The following is a 20,706-nucleotide window of genomic DNA, read 5'->3' as shown; positions in this document are numbered from 1 at the left end:
ATCAAATTAAAGGTTTGGGACTTAAAATTCAGTGTCTTTTCACATTCAATTTTAAATCCAAAACAGATTAGTCTGCAAAGATACAAAATATTGTGACAGAATGGCAGGGCTATCTTTCATTGAATGTAATTGAAAATTTTACAGGAAAGGCTATCCTTTGTTTGATTGGAATATTAGAATATAAAGCCGGCTTCCAGACCTTTTTTAGTCTTGAAAGCGTTCTCATAAAATTTATATTAAAATTTTTATCATCTATTGAGGGATAAATTCTCGGATTAATAATATGCCCCTCTTCGTTTACATAAAATTCTAAATTAACCTCACCATTAATATGATAATCCATAAAAAGCGTCTGAAAATTATCATGAAAGTCCTTGTTAAATTTCTTTAAGCCACCGGGATACTGTGAAGACATCACAAAAGCATCTGCATTATATCCAGTTTTATAATTACTCATCAAATCTTTAGGGTAAAAGATAAATTCTGTAACTGCTCCAAGGGTATTTCCTTTAACTTCAGCAGGCTTCCACCCTTTGAGATTTTTCAGAACTTCCATGGAAAGGTCATATGCACATTTATTTTTTGCAATATTCAAGGTATCACTATCTTTTACCAATTTAACACTGCCCAAAGCGGTAACAATAATCCTTGGCTGATAAATTTCTTTTCCATCACATTCTTTCCTGTTATTTATGATGAGATATTCGTGTGCATCTTTATAAAAGGTTACTAAACCTCCCTCATAAAAATCCTGTCCTTTGGGATAGCTTTCCAAGACATTCATTTGGGCATAAAAAGTCTGGCCCATTGCTGATATAAAAAACAACATTAGAAAGTATTTTTTCATCAAATTAATTTTAATCTGGTTTTGTGTTTTTGTTTATTTTTCAAAATTCTCTTGGAGGATGAAATGTGAGCGGTAATCTGAAAAAAGACTCTATAAGCTCGCCCTCTTTCTTAGCCGGGGTCCATTTTTTCTTTCTCATTCTTTTTATTCCGTCAAGAATTCTTTGGTCAAACTCTGCATTTCCTGAAGATTCCTCCAGTGTTACATTTTCCATTTTCCCTTCTTTGCTGACGGTAAAAGTTACTACCAATTTAAATGGCTCTTTCCAGACAAAATCACTGAGGTCAATCTGTTTTGCGACTTCAGTCCTGAAAACCCCAAGTCCTCCAGGCTTTTTAATTGAATCTGATATTTTTTCCTGAGCTTTTATATTTAAAGAAAAAACAGTTAAGAAGAAGATTAATATTCTAACCGATCTCATAAGTTCCTGTAGTAAAATTAACCTTAAAAATATACTTTGATTCTACAGCTACTCCGTCTTTCATCGCCGGTTTCCATTTTCCTTTTACTTTTTTTAAGGCGTATTTCACGTCATCAATAAACATTTCACCGTTTTTGATCTTGGGAAGAACATCCAGGCGGTCCATTTTACCGGTTTTATCAATATTAATCACAAAAGTTACGGTTCCGTTGATGGCATAGCTTTCAGCATCCACATAAGCGTGAAGCATATTCACAAACTGTTTTCTGAAGGCTTCATCGCCTCTTGGAAATTCGGCTCTTTGTGTGTATCTCGGGATTTCGCACTGCATTGTGTTTTGAGAGAATCCTTTAATTCCAATGAATAATAAGGGTAATAATAAAAGGTATTTTTTCATTTGTAAATGGCTATTACAAGTCTGTTCCTATGGAAGAGAAACTCATTTTAAGCTTAATCTGTGAAGTCACAGGCTGTCCGTTGCATGATGCAGGTACCCAATTCTTTTTGATTCTTCTTACCACATATTTCATATCATCAAAAAAGTAGGTACTGTTGGCTACTTTGGGTGAACCTTCAATCTGGGTTACTTTTCCGGTCTGGTCTACCGTCATGGTAAAAGTAAAATCACCGTTCAGAACGTAGAAATCAGAATTAAGATAATCATACATATATTTTCTCAGGGTATCTTTGTAAACAACTACGCCTCCTTCAAATGCTGCAGGCTTGAAATCATTACAGTTTTTGACAGCCACCTGTAAAAGCGGTTCTTTGATGTCTATTTTTAACAGATTTTTATTATTCTCGGTAATAAAATTATCGTCCCTTTCTTCAACATCCTGCTGTGCCCAAGTCAGATTGGAGGCAAGAAGTGCTATAAATAACATTAAAGCTTTCATATATGATAAATTATTAAAATTACTTTAACAAAGGTAAATATTTAATGCCTTTTTAAAAAAGAAAAACTTCACACAAATGCGTGAAGTTTTCTATTGTATTGTTTCAATGTGCTATAGTAGTCCTTTAATATGTTTATAATTAGATTTAACGGTATCCAGAACTTCTTCCATTTTTCCGCCCAGCATGAGCTGCGCCATGGATTTTGTCATTCCCAGCACCTGATCCAGCTCAATTTTCGGTGGAAGTGCCAAGGCATTCGGATTGGTGAATATATTGAGAAGATAAGGTCCCTGATGATCCAAGCATCCCCGGATTGCTCCTTCTACATCTTCAGGTCTATGGACATTCTTTCCCGGATATCCCATTGCCTGGGCGACCATCGCGAAGTCCGGATTAATCATATCTGTTTCGTTATCCGGCATTCCACCTACTTCCATTTCCAGCTTTACCATTCCTAGGGCTCTGTTATTGAAAACAATGAGCTTTACCGGAAGTTTATACTGAAAAATAGTGGCCATGTCTCCCAAAAGCATAGACAACCCTCCATCACCGCACATTGCAATAACCTGCCGGTCAGGATGGGCCAATGACGCTCCTATAGCCATAGGCATTGCATTGGCCATTGACCCGTGATTGAAGGATCCCAGCATTTTCCGTTCTCCGGTTCCTGTAATGAATCTTGCTCCCCAGACACAGCACATTCCTGTATCTACTGTAAAAATAGCATTTCTGTCTGCTAAACGGTCTAAAGTATGAGCTACATATTCTGGCTGAATAGCGTTTTCTTTACCAAAATCCCTGACATAAGAAAGCTGGTTTTCTTTTACTTTTTCATAGAATGCAAGCTGCTCATTAAGAAAATCCGCATTGGTTTTTTCCTGAAGCAGTGGCAGCAGGGCCTTAATAGTTTCTTTTACATCTCCGGCCAGTCCCAATTCCAACTTTGCCCTGCGGCCAAGTCTTTCGGGACTTTCATCAATCTGAACAATCTTATTTTTAACAGGCATGAATTTCTGATAAGGGAAGTCTGTTCCCAGAAGGATCACCAGATCTGCTTCGTGCATGGCATGATAGGCTGAAGGAAATCCCAGCAGCCCCGTCAATCCTACTTCATTGGGATTATTGGGCTGAATCTCCATTTTTCCGCGGAAAGAATATCCAACAGGTGCTTTCAATAGTTTTGAGAGTTCAATAACTTCAGCATTCGCCTTTCCAGCTCCAACCCCACCATACAGTGTTACCTTTTTACTTTGATTGATAAGATCTGCAAGCTGTTTCAGCTCATCATTTGAAGGCCGAATGATAGGATGAGTTCTGAATATCTGAGTCGATGTAGTTCCCTCTTCTGCATCCAGTTCAGAAACATCTCCCGGAAGGCCGATTACAGCTACTCCTTTTTTTGAAATGGCGTGCTGAATAGCGGTCTGCATAATTCTCTGCACCTGTTCCGGTCTGGTAATCATTTGATTGTAATGACTGCAATCATCAAATAGCTTTATGGTATTGGTTTCCTGGAAATAGTCCATTCCCATTTCATCACTCGGGATTGTGGATGCAATCACCAGCATCGGAACATGGGAACGGTGTGCGTCGTAAGCTCCATTGATCAGGTGAACATGCCCCGGTCCGCAGCTCCCCGCACATACTGCAAAACCATCAAGTTCGGCTTCCGCAGCAGCAGCATAAGCTCCTACTTCTTCATGTCTTACGTGAATCCATTGTATACTGCTTTTTTTGACGGCTATATTAAGATGGTTGAGACTATCACCTGTAACGGCGTAAATTCTTTTCACATTGGCACTTTCGAGCATTTCTACAATCTGCTCAGCTACGTTTTTAGCCATAATTCAATATTTTTTTGGTGGTTGTTTTATTCTGCTATCTCTATCAAATTTAGATAATAAATTCTAAACTGGTCACTATCTGATATTAACATTCAGATAAAGAAATCAGGTTTATTCACAAAAAAACTCCGCAAATTACTGCGGAGTCTGATATATACCTTTTATCAATCTTAGATTACTTCGATCTGGTTTCTCAGCAGATCTTCAAATTCGTCTCTTTTACGAATCAGATGGGCTTTTCCATCTAAAAACAGAACCTCAGCAGGCTTTAATCTTGAGTTAAAGTTCGAACTCATTTCAAAACCATACGCTCCGGCGTTATGGAAGACAAGGATATCTCCCTCTCTTACTTCATTCAATTTTCTGTCCCATGCGAAAGTATCGGTTTCACAGATATTTCCTACTACTGTATAGATTCTTTCGGCGCCTTTAGGGTTGGAAAGGTTTTCAATCATATGGTAAGAATCATAGAACATTGGACGGATCAGATGGTTAAATCCTGAATTCACTCCTACAAACACAGTTGCCGTGGTTTGCTTAATCACATTGGCTTTTACCAGCAGATAGCCACTTTTTCCAACTAAGAATTTTCCTGGTTCAAACCATAATTCAAATTTTCTTCCTGTTGATTTCGCGAACTCTGAAAGTACTTTTTCCACTTTTTTACCCAGCGTTTTTACATCTGTTTCCTCTTCACTGTCCTGATAAGGAATTTTAAATCCGCTTCCCATGTCCAGGTATTTAAGATTCGGGAAGTGTTCAGATAGCTCAAGCATGATATCCAGAGCCTGAAGGAAAACATCAGGGTCTTTAATTTCACTTCCGGTGTGCATATGAAGCCCTTCCACATTAAGATTGGTACTTTTCATCACTCTTTCGATGTGACGGACCTGATGAATAGAAATACCGAATTTGCTGTCGATATGCCCTGTTGAAATTTTATAATTTCCGCCTGCAAAAATATGTGGGTTGATTCTTACAAGAATCGGATACGTGTTTCCGTATTTATTTCCGAATTGCTCCAGAATAGAGATATTGTCAATATTGATATGTACACCATGCTGCATTGCTTCTTCAATTTCTGCAAGATCTACACAGTTGGGTGTAAAAAGTATTTTTTCTTTAGGAAATCCTGCCTTCAATCCAAGCTTTACTTCATTTATTGATACACAATCTAAAGAGGCGCCAAGGTTCTTGACATACTTCAGAATATTAATGTTCGTCAGCGCTTTAGCAGCATAAAAGAACTTTGTGTGTTTTAAAAAAGATGATGTAAGTTTTTCGTATTGAGTTTTAATAGATTCAGCATCGTAAACGTACACCGGTGTGCCATGTTCTCTGGCAATCTGTAGCAAATCTTTTGAATTCATAATTTCATTTTAACATAAAAAAAGGCAGATTCTTCGAAAAGAGTCTGCCGCATTGATTATTTTTTTATGCAAGACAACCCTTTTAAATATTCCAAACCTTAGAGAACTTTACAGCTCCCTTTTTTCCAGTTTTTATTTGTTTAAAATTTTGCATTGCTTCCTTTTATTTTTTGCAAAAATACTATTTATTTTTTTATTTCTTGAAAATTGATTTGAAGAGCCTTTTCTTCCGATGAAAATTGCCTCTATTTAAATTTCTCTATTATTTCGGCAAAGGTAAGGTCTCAAAATCGCCGCGAAGGAGCGCCAGCTGTAATTCATTATTTAAATCTGCTGAAGAAAGAGGAAGGTCTATTTTCAGTTTGGCAAGCTTGCTGAGGGTTTGTATCTGCGTGAACAGCTCATAAAAACCATAAGATATAACTTTTCCGTTATCAATGATTAAAAATAATTTTTCGCCCAGTTTTCGGCCGGTACCCAGCCAGAGTTCGTTTCTTTTTCTGAAATCTATTTTCTTTTTGAAAGCATTGATATCATTGAATTCCTCATGAGAGCTGATAAATTGTACTGCTTTTGTGCCCTGGGTGAACGACCTGAATTTCACGATTGGCTTTTCTGTTTTATTCAGTTTATTCTTCTCAACAATGTATTTGTTATTTCTGAAGTAAAGTCCGAAAGGCAGACTTTCTCTTTTCTTGATATTTTTAGAGTTAAGAATCAGCCTGGCAATAATATCTGTGCCTGTAAGCTCATAATTGATCTGTTCCACATCTTTCTGAACCTGCTCCCATTTCTTAGACTTGGAATTAAAGACCTTTTTTGAGAATTTATTAATATCCTGAACATAATCTGATAAAATAATCTTTCCGGCTTCATTCTGAAAATACACAAACCCTTTTTCATTAGGCAAATCTTGTGTAAGTTCTTTGATCTTGTTGATATAGCTTTTGGCATTCGACTCTTCATGCTGCTTCTGAATGATCTCATTTTCCGTGTCTTTTGAGGCCAAAAGCTTGAATAGTTCCAGCGTTGCCCTTGCGTCTCCGTCAGCCCTGTGATGGTTTGTAAGAGGAATTCCTAATGACTTAACCAGCTTTCCCAAAGAGTAGCTTACCTCATCAGGAATTAGCTTTTTAGCCAAAGGAATGGTATCCAGCGTATTAATCTTATAATCATAGCCTAACCTTTTAAAGGACTGGCGCAGCATTCTATAATCAAAATCGATATTGTGACCTACTAATGTTGTATTTTGGGTAATCTCTATAACTCTTTTGGCAATTTCATGGAATTTCGGAGCTGTTTTCACCATTTTCGGGGTGATACTCGTCAGTTTCTGTACGAAAGGAGTGATGTCACTTTCCGGATTGACAAGGGATATAAACTGGTCAGTAATTTTCTGGCCATCATATTTGTAGATGGCAATATCTATAATGCATTCATTTCTATAACCTGCACCATTACTTTCTATATCTATAATTGAATACATTGAATTTTCTTGCTATACTGCTGTTTTTTTAAGTTCAAATTAATAATTCCTGTCATAAGTAGTCCGAAACACCGTGTCAGAAGACTTAATGCATACCCCATGCCATAGGTCTGCAATGGCTGAAGCAAAGCTTGTTGAGCATCTTTCACATGAGAAACAAATACAGCCAAAATCACATACAGGCATATGAATGAAACAATTCCTCCAAATAACTGGTGCATCCGCCTTTTTATCTGCCAGCAATGGCAGCCCTGCTAAAATAACAAAAAATATGTCAAAAACAGTAAAACGTTCATTAATGCTGTCCATAATCAGCTTCAAAACGGCCAGGCCTACAAAGTAAAAAGCTGATATTCTTTTCATAACAGTTATTTTTTATGGATTATAAATTGAGTTTTTATCTTCTTCTTCCACCCAGCCCGAACATTCCGAGAATAGCTTTTGCACCTTCCCTCATCAGTGTAGAGGTAAAGGTTCTGCCTGCTTTGCTCTGAAGCACCTGTTCAAACATTCCCGGTTCTTCTTTCACTGGTTTTGTTTTTTGTGTCGGAGCTGAATTCTGAACGGCCTGCTCCATTCTGTTTGTTAACATCTCATATGCTGATTCACGGTCTATAGCCTGTTCATATTTAGCAACCATGGCAGATCTTGAAGTCAGTTCCGAAATTTCGGCATCATTTAAGACATCCATTCTGGATTCTGGCGAAATCAGATAAGTGTGCACCAGTGGTGTTGGAATTCCTTTTTCGTCCAAAGCTGTGATAAATGCTTCTCCAATTCCCAGATTCTGGATCAGATTGGAGGCATTGTAGAATTCGGTAGTCGGATAATTTTCTACGGCTTTTGAAATCTCTTTTTTATCTTTTGCTGTAAAACCTCTTAATGCATGCTGAATTTTAAGTCCCAGCTGTGACAATACATTTTCTGGAACGTCTCCAGGAATCTGTGTAATAAAGTAAATTCCCACACCTTTGGAACGAATAAGCTTTACCATGGTTTCAATCTGAGACAAAAGCGCTTTTGAAGCCTCATCAAAGATAAGATGTGCCTCATCAATGAATAAAACAAGCTTTGGTTTTCCGCTATCCCCTTCTTCCGGGAAAGTCATATAAATCTCCGCAAAAAGTGAAAGCATGAAAGTAGAAAATAGCTGGGGCTTATTCTGAATATCAGATACCCTTAAAATATTAACCACTCCTTTTCCGTCTCTTGTTTCAAGAAGGTCCTGTACATCAAAGCTCAGTTCACCAAAAAAGCTGGTTGCTCCCTGCTGCTCCAGCGCAACGATTGATCTCAGAATAGCTCCTAAAGAAGCCGGAGCAATTGATCCATAGTTAGCAGCAAGTTCAGCTTTTCCCTGTGCATTATCTGTAACATACTGAAGTACTTTCTTCAGGTCATTCAGATCAATCAGCGGAAGCCCTTTATCGTCACAGTATTTAAATACAATAGACATAATACTCTGCTGGGTATCGTTCAGTTCAAGGATCTTGCTTAGTAAAACCGGACCGAATTCAGTTACGGTAGCTCTTAATTTCACTCCTTTTCCTCCGGAAATACTCATCAGTTCCACCGGAAAAGCCTGCGGATTGTAAGGAAGCTGTGTCTTTGCATACCTTTCTTCAATAACAGGATTTATCTGCCCTGCTTCAGCAATCCCTGAAAAGTCACCTTTTATATCCAGAACTAAAGAAGGAATCCCTGCATGAGAAAGCTGTTCTGCAAAAACCTGCAGTGTTTTGGTTTTACCCGTACCGGTAGCTCCTGCGATAAGACCATGTCTGTTAATCGTTTTTAAGGGAATAGTAACATTCACTTCGGGAACCACTTCCCCGCCCAGCATTCCTTTTCCTAATATAATGTGTTCTCCTTTCGGAGTATATCTTGCATTCAGTTCTTCAATAAATTGTGCTTTATCTGCCATTTGTTCTTTTTTTAACATATAAATATAAAAGTTTTTGTAAAATATTCAGTTATTAAAATAATATTCCGGAAAAATCGGAGGTAATATCTCCGGAAACGCATTTTCAAGCCGTGTCACCTGCAAATTTTAAACCATGGAAATAAAAAACATGAACAAACTACCTTATCAGCTGGCAATACATAAATATTTTCATTTAGCAGACATGATAAAAAACAGTCTACAAAATCAGTATTCTTTTACATGCTTTTTTATCTGAAAACAAAGGACTTTACCATTGGAAAAGCATCACATATTGACAGAAACTATCGTCCGGATTTAACATTTCATTTACATTTCATCTAATACTTTGTATCTTTATCTAAAATTTTAAAAAGACCCTCATGAAAATTGAACAAATATATACGGGCTGTCTGGCTCAGGGAGCTTATTATATTGTATCAGAAAACGAAGCTGTTATTATAGATCCACTCAGAGAGGTAAAGCCTTACCTTGACCGTCTGGAGAAAGACAATGTTACTTTAAAATATATTTTTGAAACTCATTTTCACGCTGATTTTGTCTCAGGACACCTGGATCTGAGCAAAAAAACAGGTGCCCCTATTGTATACGGACCTACTGCTCAGCCTGAATTTGAGGCTGTCATTGCTGAAGACAACCAGATCTTCGAGATTGGAAAAATAAAAATAAAGGTTCTTCATACTCCGGGTCACACCATGGAAAGTTCTACATTCCTTCTGATTGATGAAAACGGAACTGAAACTGCTATTTTCACTGGAGACACGTTGTTCCTTGGTGATGTAGGAAGACCTGATCTTGCTCAAAAAGCCACCAGCCTTACCCAGGAAGATCTTGCCGGAATTCTATATGACAGTCTTCAGAATAAGATTATGCCTTTGGATGACAGCATAACGGTTTACCCTGCACACGGTGCCGGTTCGGCCTGTGGAAAGAATATGCAGAAAGAAACCGTAGATATTTTAGGAAATCAGAAAAGAACCAATTACGCTTTAAATCAGCCGGATAAAGAATCTTTTATCAGGGAAGTGCTTGACGGACTTACAGCCCCGCCAAAATATTTCGGAATGAACGTTGCCATGAACAAAGGCGGTTATGAAAGCCTGGATGTGGTAATGAACAAAGGGCTTACTCCTGTTCCTGCAAATGATTTTGAGGCATTGGCAGAAGAAACAGGCGCTTTGATTCTGGATACCAGAAGCCCTGTAGAGTTTCACAAAGGATTCATCCCTAATTCTGTGAATATTGGCTTAAAAGGAGATTTTGCACCATGGGTAGGAACTCTTATCGTAGATGTAAAGCACCCGTTACTGCTGGTAACTGATGAAGGAACTGAAGAAGAGGTAATCACTAGATTGAGCAGAGTTGGTTTTGATAATGTATTGGGATATCTGGACGGAAGTTTCAACGCATGGAAAAATGCTGGCAATGAAACGGATGAGATCAAAAGAATTTCTCCGACAGAGTTTGCGGAACAGTTTGATGAGAATTCAATTGTTATTGATGTAAGAAAGCTTGGTGAATATACTTCCGAACATATAGACAATGCTTACAACAAACCTCTGGATACCATCAGTGACTGGGTACACAGTATTGATGATTCTGAACATTTCTTCCTTCATTGTGCCGGAGGATACCGAAGCATGATAGCAGCAAGCATCCTTAACTCACACGGAATCAGAAATTTCACTGAAATAGAAGGTGGATTTAATGGAATCAAAAAAACAGAAAAACTTCCGACAACTGATTTTGTATGCCAGTCAAAAACGTTGTAAACTAATGAAAGGAACAATTTTCGGATTCATTTTCACATTATCTTTAGCGTTAACATCCTGCAATACAACCAGTAAGACAATCACTCCAAGGACAAACCTCCGTGAAGTGGTTAACAGTTCAGATGTTACCTTAGTGGATGTAAGAATTCCTGAACAGTATAGTGCGGGAACGGCAAAAGGTGCTATCAACATTCCTCTGGCAGAAATACAAAATAATATTGATGCTCTTAAAGGAAAGAAAGTTGTTGTTTTCTGTAATAAAGGGATTCAGGCAGATCAGGCCATGGAAATTTTAAAGAAAAACGGGATGGAGGCTTACGATGGAACCAGCTGGAAAAATGTAAAAGCCATTCAGGATGAAAAACAATCCGGAAAACCATAAAATCTAAAACCAGAATTATGTCACAAAAATTTCAGGAAATCATTAACTCGGAGAGACCGGTACTTATTGACTTTTTCGCAACATGGTGCCAACCGTGCAAAGTACAGTCTTCTGTTTTGAATACTGTAAAGGAAAACGTAGGCGAAGGAGCCAGAATCATAAAAGTAGATGTAGACCAGTATCCAGCCATAGCGGCTCAATATGGGGTACGGGGTGTTCCTACTCTCGCGGTTTTCAAAAACGGTGAACTTTTATGGAAAGAAAGCGGAGTTCACGATGTTAATACATTGACGGAACTGCTTAAACAATATGCTTAAAAATTTTAAGGCCGGGATTGAGATTAAAACAATGAATATTTTGTCTGCATTTCAATCCCGGCTTTACTTTATAATTCAACGGTAAACTGATCTCTGTCATTCAGAAACTGGAAGTGCTGTCTGAAGCTTTTTAGTTCTTCCATATCCAGGTTGGCAGAAACAATATTTCCTTTCTTTTCCGAAATTTCTTTTCCGTCCGCAAAAAAGCAGTGTGAGCTTTCCTGATAGAAAAGGTTGTTCCCATCGGTTCCTGTTCTGTTCAGCCCAAAAACAAAAGCAAGGTTCTCAATCGCTCGGGCTTTCAGCAGATGTTCCCAGGCTCCCACTCTTTTTTCAGGCCAGTTCGCCACATATAAAATGGCATCATAGTCATCATTATTTCTTACAAAGACCGGAAAACGCAGATCATAACATACCTGCAGCAATATTCTGAATCCTTTATAATTAACAATTACCCTTTTATTTCCGGGCGTATATACTTTATCTTCTCCTGAAAAAGAGAACAGATGCCTCTTATCATAAAAAACAGTTTCAGCATCAGGCTGTACAAAATACATTCGGTTATAAAACTTTCCATTTTCTTCCACCGGAGCGCTTCCGCAAAATGCTGCATTTTTTTCACGGGCAATCTTTTTCAGGAATTCCAGAGATTCTTCATTTTTATCTGAAACTTCCGCGGCATCCATACAAAAACCTGTAGAAAACATTTCGGGCAATAAAAACAGATCTGCGTTGTGATCTCTGAATTGTCCTTCGATCAGCTGAAAGTTTTTGTCTTTATTTTTCCAGACAATATCTAGATTAAGTCCTGCAATTTTCATAAACTTTGTTAAAAAACTTCACTAAAAATACGATTTTCCATTGATTTCGGTTCTATTTTTGATGCGGATATTTTTTATTCATCACATTCAATTAAAAATGTAAAATTTATGAAGAAATTGCTTTTTGTGTTTATGATCTCTTTTTTCGGAACAGCAGCCCATGCTCAGGCGTGGACGGGAAAAGGTGACCAGAAGATTCAGCTGGGACTTAATGCCTGGGGATACGGAACAGGAGTAACAGGAACTTATGACTACGGGCTAAACAAACTTATATCCATAGGAGCCGGGCTTAATGCATATTTCGGCGATTATAAAGACAATGATAAGGATAACCGTGTTTTTGTTTTCGGAAGACTGAACTTTCACCTTCAGGAGGCTCTTGGACTACCTTCCAAATGGGATATCTATCCGGGAGTTGATCTTGGGGTTTTAGGAAAGGATTTCGGGATCGGAGCGCATATCGGAGCCCGATACTATTTCACTGAAAAAGTGGGTGTTTTTGCCGAAGTGGGCAACAATGGCAGTCTGGGAGTTTCTTTCAATCTGTAACATCCTTACAATATATGACAAAGCTTCTCATTTCGAGGAGCTTTTTTATTTGGCATAGTTTTGATAATTGTTACCTTTGCAAATTAAAATCTAAAATTTATTAATGGAATTAGCAATCAAGATTTTCCAGTTCATACTAAGTATTTCTATTTTAGTAGTTCTTCATGAGCTTGGACATTTTTTACCAGCGAAATGGTTCAAAACCAGAGCAGAGAAATTTTTCCTGTTTTTCGATCCCTGGTTTTCAATTTTCTCAATGAAGAAGATCAACGGAAAATGGCAGTATAAATTTATATCCAAAAACCTTCCTGATACAGAAATAATTGAAGTAAACGGAGAAAAAAAGGAGGTTCCTATCGATATATCAAAGCTTCCGGACAACGACTGGAGAAAGCATCCTGAACAGACCAAATACGGTATCGGGTGGCTTCCTTTCGGAGGATACGTTAAGATCGCAGGAATGATTGATGAGAGCATGGACAAAGAGCAGATGAAAAAGCCTGCACAGCCATGGGAATTCAGATCTAAACCGGCCTGGCAGCGTCTGATCATTATGCTTGGAGGGGTTACAGTAAACTTTTTCCTGGCATGGATCATTTTCGGATGTCTTTCCTATTTTAATGGAGAAACTTCTTTTGACACGTCTAAAGTGGATGCTCCGATGCATTATACGGAGATCGCCAAAGCAATGGGCTTTAAAGATGGAGACAAAATTTTAAAAGTAGACGGAAAAACTCAGAATAACCTTGACAAATTATCTCTTGATATTTTATTAAGTGATCAGATCACGGTGTTAAGAGACGGAAAAGAACTTACTTTCAATACGAATGACGACGGAAAAGCAATGGCATTCAAGGATGAAAATCCAAGAGCATTCCTTACGCCTAGATTTGCAGCAGTAATAGATACCATTGTCAATCCTAAAACAGCAGCAGCTGGTTTAAAAGTTGGTGACCAGGTAACTTCAGTGAACGGACAGAAAATCGCTTATTATGATGAATTCCGAACTGTTGTCGGTAAAAATCCGGGGAAAACAATTAATGTAGAGGTATTGAGAAACGGAACACAGGTTCCTCTGAGCCTTGAGATTTCCAAAGAAGGAACTTTAGGAATTTCTTCTTATAAACAAATGGATAAATATGCAAAAACTGAGCATTTCACTTTTGCACAGGCTATCGGAAGAGGCTATACAAGAAGTATCGAGAGTTTAACGTACCAGGTTAAGCAGTTTAAACTAATTTTCAATAAGAAAGTTCAGGGATATAAGAAAGTAGGCGGACCTCTTGCGATTATCAAGAATATGCCTGTAGAAAAGTCTAAAGAAGGCAAAGTATCGATCAACTGGACTATGTTCTGGGGCTTCACTGCAATGTTCTCTGTATGGCTGGCTTTCCTTAACCTAATCCCAATTCCGGGGCTTGATGGCGGGCACGTACTGTTTACATTATGGGAAGTGATTACTGGAAAACCGGTTCCACAAAAGATACTGGAAAATGCCCAGATGGTTGGAGTTATCTTCCTGCTTGGATTGATGGTACTGATCTTCGGAAGCGACATTTTCAAAGCCATTACCGGAAGTTTATAAGATTTTTGAATTTTTTTCAGAAAATATTTGTAGGGTATAAATATTCGTCCTATATTTGCACCACTTAAAACAAAGGACATTCCTCCTTAGCTCAGTTGGTTAGAGCATCTGACTGTTAATCAGAGGGTCGCTGGTTCGAGCCCAGCAGGAGGAGCAAAAAGACTTACAGAAATGTAGGTCTTTTTTTGTTTATAATCTTTTGATAAATTAAACGGATCAGGCTAGAAGTTGAACTAGACTAAAACATATGGTTAAATAATCTTATGTGCAATTATTTTTTATCACAAAAGAATTTGCGCTTACAATATTTCATCTAAATAAGTAAAAACAGCTTCATCATCAAAGATGACTTCTCAATTTGTACACATAGCCTAAATACCATCAAAAAAAATTTAAGGTTTCCACAATTTTATTTTCCTGAAAAATAAATGGATAGCTGATTTCGTTTAATATTAGGAAATAAAAATTTGCTTGGTACTGATATTCCTATTATATTTGCACCACTTAAAACAAAGGAAAATTCCTCCTTAGCTCAGTTGGTTAGAGCATCTGACTGTTAATCAGAGGGTCGCTGGTTCGAGCCCAGCAGGAGGAGCAAAAAGACTTACAGAAATGTAGGTCTTTTTTTGTTTATGTGTAAAAACTAACTATTAAAATCATGAAAAGTAAAAAAGGTCCATCCATTATTTTCATCATTCTGGCGATCATTATAGGATCGGCATTGTACAAACAATTCGACATTGAAAATCTAAAATTTAAGAGCACTGGTCTCGCAATTCTCTATTTCGTCACTCTTATATTCTGTGTTTATATTCTGATAAAAGATTATATCAATAAGCCCAAAGAATAACTTCCACAATGATCATCTATTTTCAGTAATTTCACAGTCAACATTATCCAAATTAACAGATGAAATTCAGATTTTTAGTATTAGTGCTGCTAATGTATAGTTTCATTCACGCACAGGACGAAGAACTTGATGCTTCTAAAAAAGCAAATGTCAACAACATCATCTCTTTATTTAAAAGGAACAATGTAAATGACATTTCAAATATGATCAATTATCCTTTACAGAGGAAATATCCTATTCCTGATATTAAAAACAAAAAGGAATTTAAGCAAAGGTTCAGTGAAATTTTTGATAAGGTTCTTATCAGGCAGATTGCCCATTCAAAAACCAGCCAATGGTCGGAAGTCGGTTGGAGAGGAATCATGCTGGATAACGGACTGGTATGGATAGACAGCTATGAAGGAAAGATAAAGGCTGTAAATTACGAGAGTCCTTTTGAAAAAAATTTAAGGAAAAAATTGATCCAAAAGGAAAAAGAAAGCGTACACATTTCCTTGAAAAAATTCGAAGTTCCGGTATATAAAATAAAGACGAAACAATACCTCATCAGGATTGACGAAATTTCCGACGGTAAATACAGATACGCTTCCTGGAAACTAGGCAGCAAAGAAAATACCCGGCCGGACCTTATTTTGAATAACGGCGAACTGGATTTTCTGGGAAGCGGTGGAAATCACGTGATCACCTTTACCAGCGGAAATTACACTTATAAAGTTTACAGAAATATCATCTCTGAAGAAAACGGTGCAGACGCTGCTCTTGAAGTAGAAAAAGACGGCCAGAATATTTTAAGCCAAAACGGTACATTAACAACCGACTAAAAAAAATACACATATTCTTTCTCAAACGATTTACCCATTCCATGTAATGAAATAAAAGCCGCAATTGTCCTATTAGAAAATAAAACCATCCCCAATCAATGAAATTATCTTTTCTGTTCACCTTATTTTTATCTTTTCCCTTCCTGGGATATTCACAAAAAACAGATCCTTCAAAATCAATTGACCACTACATAAAAGAGGTGATGAAAAATAGTGATATACCCGGACTGGCTGTCGGGATTATCAAAAATAATCAGGTTATTTATCAGAAATATTACGGTACTGAAGCACTTGAAAGCCCTAAAAAAGTTAATCCCGGCTCCATGTTCAGGGTTTATTCCACAACGAAACTCATGACTAATGTTGGTGTTTTTCAGCTTATTGAACAGGGAAAGATCGCTTTGGAAGACCCTATTTCAAAATATTTTGACAATCTGCCGGAAGCATGGAAGGAAGTAAAAATAAAACATCTTCTGACCCATTCTTCAGGGGTTCCCGATATTATCTACTTCAATGATATTTCCGTTGATGCATCCAATATGGAATCACTGGCACGATTATTCAATGAAAGAATGGATTTTAAAACAGGTAATGAGTACAGATACAATCAAACCAATTACCTTCTGCTTACCATGATTATTGAAAAGGTAACAGGGCAGCATTTTGAAGACTTTATTATCAACAATCAGTTTCCGGATTCCCGAAAGGAAGTGGTATTCTCGTCCAATTCTCTGGAAAACATCCCCAACCGGATTGTAAAATATGATTACAACGCACAAACAGACCGATATGAGAAATCAAAACACGTCAGCGGTGTGAGATCTCATTCCGGGAACGGCCTTGCCATTACCCTTCCTGCTTTTTTAAAGTGGAGCATTCAGTTCAATAAAAACAAATTTCTGAAGGAACAAACCAAGGAAATGATGTGGCAACCTTTTGTTTATGAAAATAGTACATACCCTTTTGCCTACGGTTGGGAAATCAACAAAATGAATGGGATTTCATCCTATGGGTTTTCCGGAGGCAATGTAAGCGTTTACAAAATTTGTCCGGACAGTGATTTATCCATTATTATCATGTACAACGGATACAAAGGATTCCCGGTTCAGTATCAGATGGTCAACCATATTGCCCAGATCGTAGACAACCGTCTGAAAGATCCCTATTCGTTAGCCGAAGAATCCATCATTTCCGAATTCATGAAAAAAGGAAATCCTGATGCAGAAAAAAAATATTACAGCATTAAAACAAAGAATCCGACATGGGATTTTGAAAATACCATAAATACTATTGGCTACGTCCTGCTTGGGCTTTCAAGAGCCGAAGAAGCTGTCAAAGTTTTTGAAATGAATGTCAAAGAACACCCAAAGTCAGGAATGGCTTTTGACAGTTTAGGTGAAGGTTATCTTGCTGTTAAAAACTACAAACTTGCTTTAGCAAACTATACAAAATCTCTTGAGCTGGATCCTCAAAACAATAATGCCGAGAACAAGATCAAAGAGATCAGACAGACCATGGAAGCAGCTGATAAAAAATAATTGATATAGAGCAAACCGTTTCATAAAAAAAAGACTTACGCATCTGTGTAAGTCTTTTTTTTAATTATTTAATTGATTCAAAAAATTATAGATCACCTGTTGATTTGCGAGGTGATGGTAGAGTCGGTTATCTTATCATCATTTGCCAGCAGGAGTGCTTTTGAAATAATCACAGACAGGCCGTTATCCCCTTCAAAAGGTAAAAACAGAGCATTACCCGCATCTTTTTTACTTCTATCCGGAACAATACATAAGTACTGGTCATTGGGCTCCATCAGGATATTAGTACTTCCGATATGAATTTTATAAGTTCTGATTTTCCCTTTCACCACTACAAACTTATCTTCAATATGAGTAACGGATGCTATTTTCAGGCGCGGGATAAGATTCTGGAGTATTTCTTTCCTGTTCTTGGCAATTTCAGATAAATTACCAAAGGAATAAGACTGCCAGTAATCTCTGTACGCTGGCAGACCTCCGGAATCACTCCAGGCAGGATCATTCCCGACACTGGCGACTCCTACAAAAAGATCCACATCTCTCATCGCCTCTGAAAAAGCAACAGCAGGAACATCTATAAGATTCATCACCTCATTGGTTTCCGTATTAATGAACCTGATCTGGTCTGTCGTTACATAATTCCAGATTCCTGTTGCATTAAATTCATCATTGGCATTTAAGGCATTCACCCAGTATTCAACGGAAATATGATATTCAGGCATCATCAGCTCAGCCGTATCATTGTCTCCGCCATCCCACGCACCAATAAGTCTTGCTTTCCAGTTTCTGCCTTTAGCCAGCGTAACATACTGATGCTGTTTAAGGATATGGGAAGCCATCCTGTTACTGTATGTTCTGGTGTTGATTTCTGCTTCCGTAAGAAGGTAAATTTCCCGGTAGGCCTGCTTAAACGGCTGCTGAATTTCACCTTCCATTAAAAACTGCCTCCATGCCCTGACTTCAGTAGTACCGCTCGTTACCGGATGCCATAAAGAAACGGTGTCATACTGTTCAATATCAATACTATTGTAATCAATATCAATCCACTCTCCTTTCAGATAAACAGCCAGCCTCTCTTCTTTTTCTTTTGAAAACTTAAAGATCACTTTTCCGATCACAAATGAAAGAAGCCCATGGTTAAGATATTTTTCTTTAAAATAATCAAGACTAAGAACTCTGCTGCTTCTCATCATCCTGTCGAACCTTTCTTTTTGAGACGAAGTAGTCTGGTCAATCTGTTTCTGGGTATCTTTGATTTTCTTCAGTTTTGCAGCCGCATTGTCTTTTACTGCTTGTGGAACAGATTTTTGTTCTGAACCGTCCGGCTTCAACCATTTTAAAACAGATTTTCCGATTCCTGTCAGTTCAAGAATGCAGGTATAGCCCTCAATTTCATAAGTTAGCTGATGATCCTTCAGTTTAAAATGATCAACAGCTAGATCTTCAATTTCTGTTGAAGAGATCTTTAATTTTTCTGCCGCTTCATTGATGTATTTTTCAATAAGATTCAGCGTATTGTTCTGCTTAATTTTTAGTTTTAATCTCGAAAGCTGCGCAATTCCATCCAGACCTTTTGATGCAAACAGTGTATACAGACAGGCATTTCCTATACCCGCTGCAGCTGGTCCTTTTTCAGGAATTTTTTTAAAGCACCGCTCTGCCAATCTACCGATTGTCTGTATGGTGGCATTATCATGAAACCATGACGACATCCAGACAAAGCCTTTAACTGCATCAGCATTCAGAGCGCTCAGAAATTCACTGGACTGATAAGTATACACCTGATTATTATACCGGTGCTCATGCTGTGTTATCGATTCTTTAAGATTGATGATAAACCCGAACCAGTCATGGGTTACTTTTTTAAATTTATCAGATCCCAGGCGGTCAATAACTCCTTTTGCTTCATTCAGAAATTTTTGAGAGGGCTTACCTCCTGAAGCTTTTTGCGCTATAGCAACAAGTTCGAACCAACATGATTTTTCTTCTTCTTTCTGAGCATCTATTAATTCGTTGGCAAAATCTCTGAAAGCATCTTCTCCTAAAAAATAAACCGGCCTGAAAACATTGCTTCCATCCCCTGTTTTATGAAGGTAAGATTTAATTTTTTCTTCCAGTTTAATATGTTCTTTGTAGTAATAAGCCTCTGGTTTTTTCTCAAAACTTAAAATTTCGTTGAGAACTTTTCTAATGGATTCAGGGGTCTCATCAGGAAAGCTGGACTCGACCTGTTTAAACCATCCGGCAAGCGGCCAGGCAATAGCTCCGTGGTTATAATAATCTGACTCAGCCGTATGATTACAGAACGCCTGATATATATTCAGCAGCTTGTCTTCCCCAAGTTTTATCTTAGATTTAAAGAGGGTCTGGATATACGAAAAAGCCATCTGGGTTTCTTTATACACCGGATCACTGGAGGTATTCCTGAAAGATTTCTTTTTTTCAGCAGCAGTGGTCAAAAACATAATAAAATCTGCTTTCTTATTATCATCCCATTTTTTAACCACCTCATTGTAAATCTGTACATCTGAAAAAGTGATTGTATAAAAATAATTGGAAACCTTCTCATACTGCCCTACCGACTGCTTTAAAGTATCCCGGAACTCTTTATTTTCTTTATTTTCTAATCCTACAGCGGATTTTATCTGATCTAATATTCCCATACTTTGAAGTTTATCCCCCTACAAGCGGAGTAAGTTTGATAAAGGAAATTTTTGAGTTGCTTTTCAAAACAATCTTCTGATTCAGATCATCTACCTGTTCATTATCCACAAGAATAAAAAAACCGTTCTTCTGAAAGGCATCCAATGCGATATAAGTCTGTTTTTCAGCATCTATTAGCTGTTTCTTTTTCAGTTTATAGCCATTAAGCGTTTTTTCTGCGTCCAGAGGTTCAACAAGTCCGTTGAAATATTCAGGCAAACGGCTGTTATAGTTTTCCACTTCTATGGAAACTCTTTTATAAATAAGTTCTTCCACAGAGATGATTTCATTTTCCACCCGGATTTCGACCTGATTGGTGACGGTTCCGTTCAGAAGCTCATCAGAAATAATGATATTCATGATTAATAATGTGTTTAGATTAAATTACAATGGCTTTATACCGACTAAAGTAACCATTTTTCCTGTAATTTTTAACATTATCCGACAGAATATCACGCATTCAGGTGTACTCCCAACTCCAATTGTGGAAAACATGTGGAAAACGTATTAGTATGCTGTTAAAAGCAGATTAATAACCTGTTTAAAAGCATCTGAAAACCT

General features: G+C 37.6%; 20 protein-coding genes and 2 tRNA genes. 10 read left to right on the top strand and 12 right to left on the bottom strand.

The features are described 5' to 3' along the window. Window positions 1-109 precede the first annotated feature (109 nt). From J2Y40_RS11780 to J2Y40_RS11740, 9 genes are all read right to left on the bottom strand, one after another. Window positions 110-847, bottom strand: coding sequence for an energy transducer TonB (locus J2Y40_RS11780; RefSeq protein WP_153396509.1), 738 nt, complete (start codon window positions 845-847; stop codon window positions 110-112). A 40-nt stretch (window positions 848-887) separates the two neighbouring features. Continuing rightward, entirely contained in the window at window positions 888-1,268 is a 381-nt protein-coding gene (locus J2Y40_RS11775) for an energy transducer TonB (RefSeq protein WP_153396511.1), read from the bottom strand. After that, window positions 1,255-1,665 (bottom strand): energy transducer TonB, encoded by a 411-nt coding sequence (locus J2Y40_RS11770; protein WP_153396513.1) that lies wholly within the window; start codon window positions 1,663-1,665, stop codon window positions 1,255-1,257. The genes J2Y40_RS11775 and J2Y40_RS11770 overlap by 14 nt, the downstream gene beginning before the upstream one ends. Before the next feature lie 13 nt (window positions 1,666-1,678). Next, window positions 1,679-2,164 carry a hypothetical protein gene (locus J2Y40_RS11765; RefSeq protein WP_153396515.1) on the bottom strand — a complete coding sequence of 162 codons (486 nt, stop codon included), beginning with the start codon at window positions 2,162-2,164 and terminating at the stop codon, window positions 1,679-1,681. A 111-nt stretch (window positions 2,165-2,275) separates the two neighbouring features. Then, window positions 2,276-4,009, bottom strand: coding sequence for a thiamine pyrophosphate-dependent enzyme (locus J2Y40_RS11760; RefSeq protein ID WP_153396517.1), 1,734 nt, complete (start codon window positions 4,007-4,009; stop codon window positions 2,276-2,278). Window positions 4,010-4,179: 170 nt separating this feature from the next. Beyond that, entirely contained in the window at window positions 4,180-5,379 is a 1,200-nt protein-coding gene (gene lysA, locus J2Y40_RS11755; RefSeq protein WP_185151980.1) for a diaminopimelate decarboxylase, read from the bottom strand. Window positions 5,380-5,641: 262 nt separating this feature from the next. Next, window positions 5,642-6,865 (bottom strand): PolC-type DNA polymerase III, encoded by a 1,224-nt coding sequence (locus J2Y40_RS11750; protein ID WP_153396521.1) that lies wholly within the window; start codon window positions 6,863-6,865, stop codon window positions 5,642-5,644. A 39-nt stretch (window positions 6,866-6,904) separates the two neighbouring features. Next, a complete protein-coding gene (locus J2Y40_RS11745) occupies window positions 6,905-7,228 on the bottom strand; it encodes a hypothetical protein (protein WP_309999092.1) in 324 nt (107 codons plus the stop codon). 34 nt (window positions 7,229-7,262) lie between these two features. After that, window positions 7,263-8,789 (bottom strand): helicase HerA-like domain-containing protein, encoded by a 1,527-nt coding sequence (locus J2Y40_RS11740; RefSeq protein WP_153396525.1) that lies wholly within the window; start codon window positions 8,787-8,789, stop codon window positions 7,263-7,265. A 380-nt stretch (window positions 8,790-9,169) separates the two neighbouring features. Between J2Y40_RS11740 and J2Y40_RS11735 the strand changes: the two genes are divergently transcribed. Genes J2Y40_RS11735 through J2Y40_RS11725 form a run of 3 tightly spaced genes read left to right on the top strand, consistent with a single transcriptional unit; the run spans window position 9,170 to window position 11,278 of the window. Further along, entirely contained in the window at window positions 9,170-10,579 is a 1,410-nt protein-coding gene (locus tag J2Y40_RS11735; protein WP_309999089.1) for an MBL fold metallo-hydrolase, read from the top strand. 4 nt (window positions 10,580-10,583) lie between these two features. Next, window positions 10,584-10,961: a rhodanese-like domain-containing protein gene (locus J2Y40_RS11730; protein ID WP_185151981.1), complete on the top strand. Its 378-nt coding sequence runs from the start codon at window positions 10,584-10,586 to the stop codon at window positions 10,959-10,961. Between the two features lie 17 nt (window positions 10,962-10,978). Then, window positions 10,979-11,278: a co-chaperone YbbN gene (locus tag J2Y40_RS11725; protein WP_153396531.1), complete on the top strand. Its 300-nt coding sequence runs from the start codon at window positions 10,979-10,981 to the stop codon at window positions 11,276-11,278. Between the two features lie 68 nt (window positions 11,279-11,346). On the opposite strand, the gene J2Y40_RS11720 is transcribed toward J2Y40_RS11725, so the two are convergent. Beyond that, window positions 11,347-12,099, bottom strand: coding sequence for a nitrilase family protein (locus J2Y40_RS11720; protein WP_153396533.1), 753 nt, complete (start codon window positions 12,097-12,099; stop codon window positions 11,347-11,349). A 108-nt stretch (window positions 12,100-12,207) separates the two neighbouring features. Here J2Y40_RS11720 and J2Y40_RS11715 point away from each other — a divergent pair, with 108 nt between their 5' ends. The 7 genes from J2Y40_RS11715 (at window position 12,208) to J2Y40_RS11685 (ending at window position 17,442) form a co-directional block, all read left to right on the top strand. Then, window positions 12,208-12,648: a DUF6646 family protein gene (locus tag J2Y40_RS11715; RefSeq protein WP_309999083.1), complete on the top strand. Its 441-nt coding sequence runs from the start codon at window positions 12,208-12,210 to the stop codon at window positions 12,646-12,648. Between the two features lie 103 nt (window positions 12,649-12,751). Further along, window positions 12,752-14,233, top strand: coding sequence for an RIP metalloprotease RseP (gene rseP / locus J2Y40_RS11710; RefSeq protein WP_153396537.1), 1,482 nt, complete (start codon window positions 12,752-12,754; stop codon window positions 14,231-14,233). A gap of 80 nt (window positions 14,234-14,313) precedes the next feature. Continuing rightward, window positions 14,314-14,387: transfer RNA gene (locus J2Y40_RS11705), tRNA-Asn, on the top strand. 367 nt (window positions 14,388-14,754) lie between these two features. Further along, window positions 14,755-14,828 (top strand) — tRNA-Asn (locus tag J2Y40_RS11700). A gap of 63 nt (window positions 14,829-14,891) precedes the next feature. After that, window positions 14,892-15,083, top strand: a complete 192-nt coding sequence (locus tag J2Y40_RS11695) for a hypothetical protein (protein WP_153396539.1) — start codon at window positions 14,892-14,894, stop codon at window positions 15,081-15,083. 59 nt (window positions 15,084-15,142) lie between these two features. Continuing rightward, window positions 15,143-15,904, top strand: a complete 762-nt coding sequence (locus J2Y40_RS11690) for a hypothetical protein (protein WP_231128694.1) — start codon at window positions 15,143-15,145, stop codon at window positions 15,902-15,904. 98 nt (window positions 15,905-16,002) lie between these two features. Then, the gene (locus tag J2Y40_RS11685; RefSeq protein ID WP_153396541.1) at window positions 16,003-17,442 is read left to right on the top strand and encodes a serine hydrolase domain-containing protein; all 1,440 of its coding nucleotides are present in this window, start codon (window positions 16,003-16,005) and stop codon (window positions 17,440-17,442) included. 92 nt (window positions 17,443-17,534) lie between these two features. On the opposite strand, the gene J2Y40_RS11680 is transcribed toward J2Y40_RS11685, so the two are convergent. Together J2Y40_RS11680 and J2Y40_RS11675 are read right to left on the bottom strand one after the other, a co-directional pair. Then, window positions 17,535-20,105 (bottom strand): DUF4132 domain-containing protein, encoded by a 2,571-nt coding sequence (locus J2Y40_RS11680; RefSeq protein ID WP_309999079.1) that lies wholly within the window; start codon window positions 20,103-20,105, stop codon window positions 17,535-17,537. Between the two features lie 10 nt (window positions 20,106-20,115). After that, window positions 20,116-20,505 (bottom strand): hypothetical protein, encoded by a 390-nt coding sequence (locus J2Y40_RS11675; RefSeq protein ID WP_153396545.1) that lies wholly within the window; start codon window positions 20,503-20,505, stop codon window positions 20,116-20,118. Window positions 20,506-20,706: the final 201 nt, after the last annotated feature.

It is taken from the genome of Chryseobacterium sp. 2987 (genome assembly GCF_031456375.1).
GTDB lineage: Bacteria > Bacteroidota > Bacteroidia > Flavobacteriales > Weeksellaceae > Chryseobacterium > Chryseobacterium vaccae.
The sequence above is the reverse complement of the archived record's forward strand: the minus strand, read 5'-3'. Positions and strand labels throughout refer to the sequence as shown.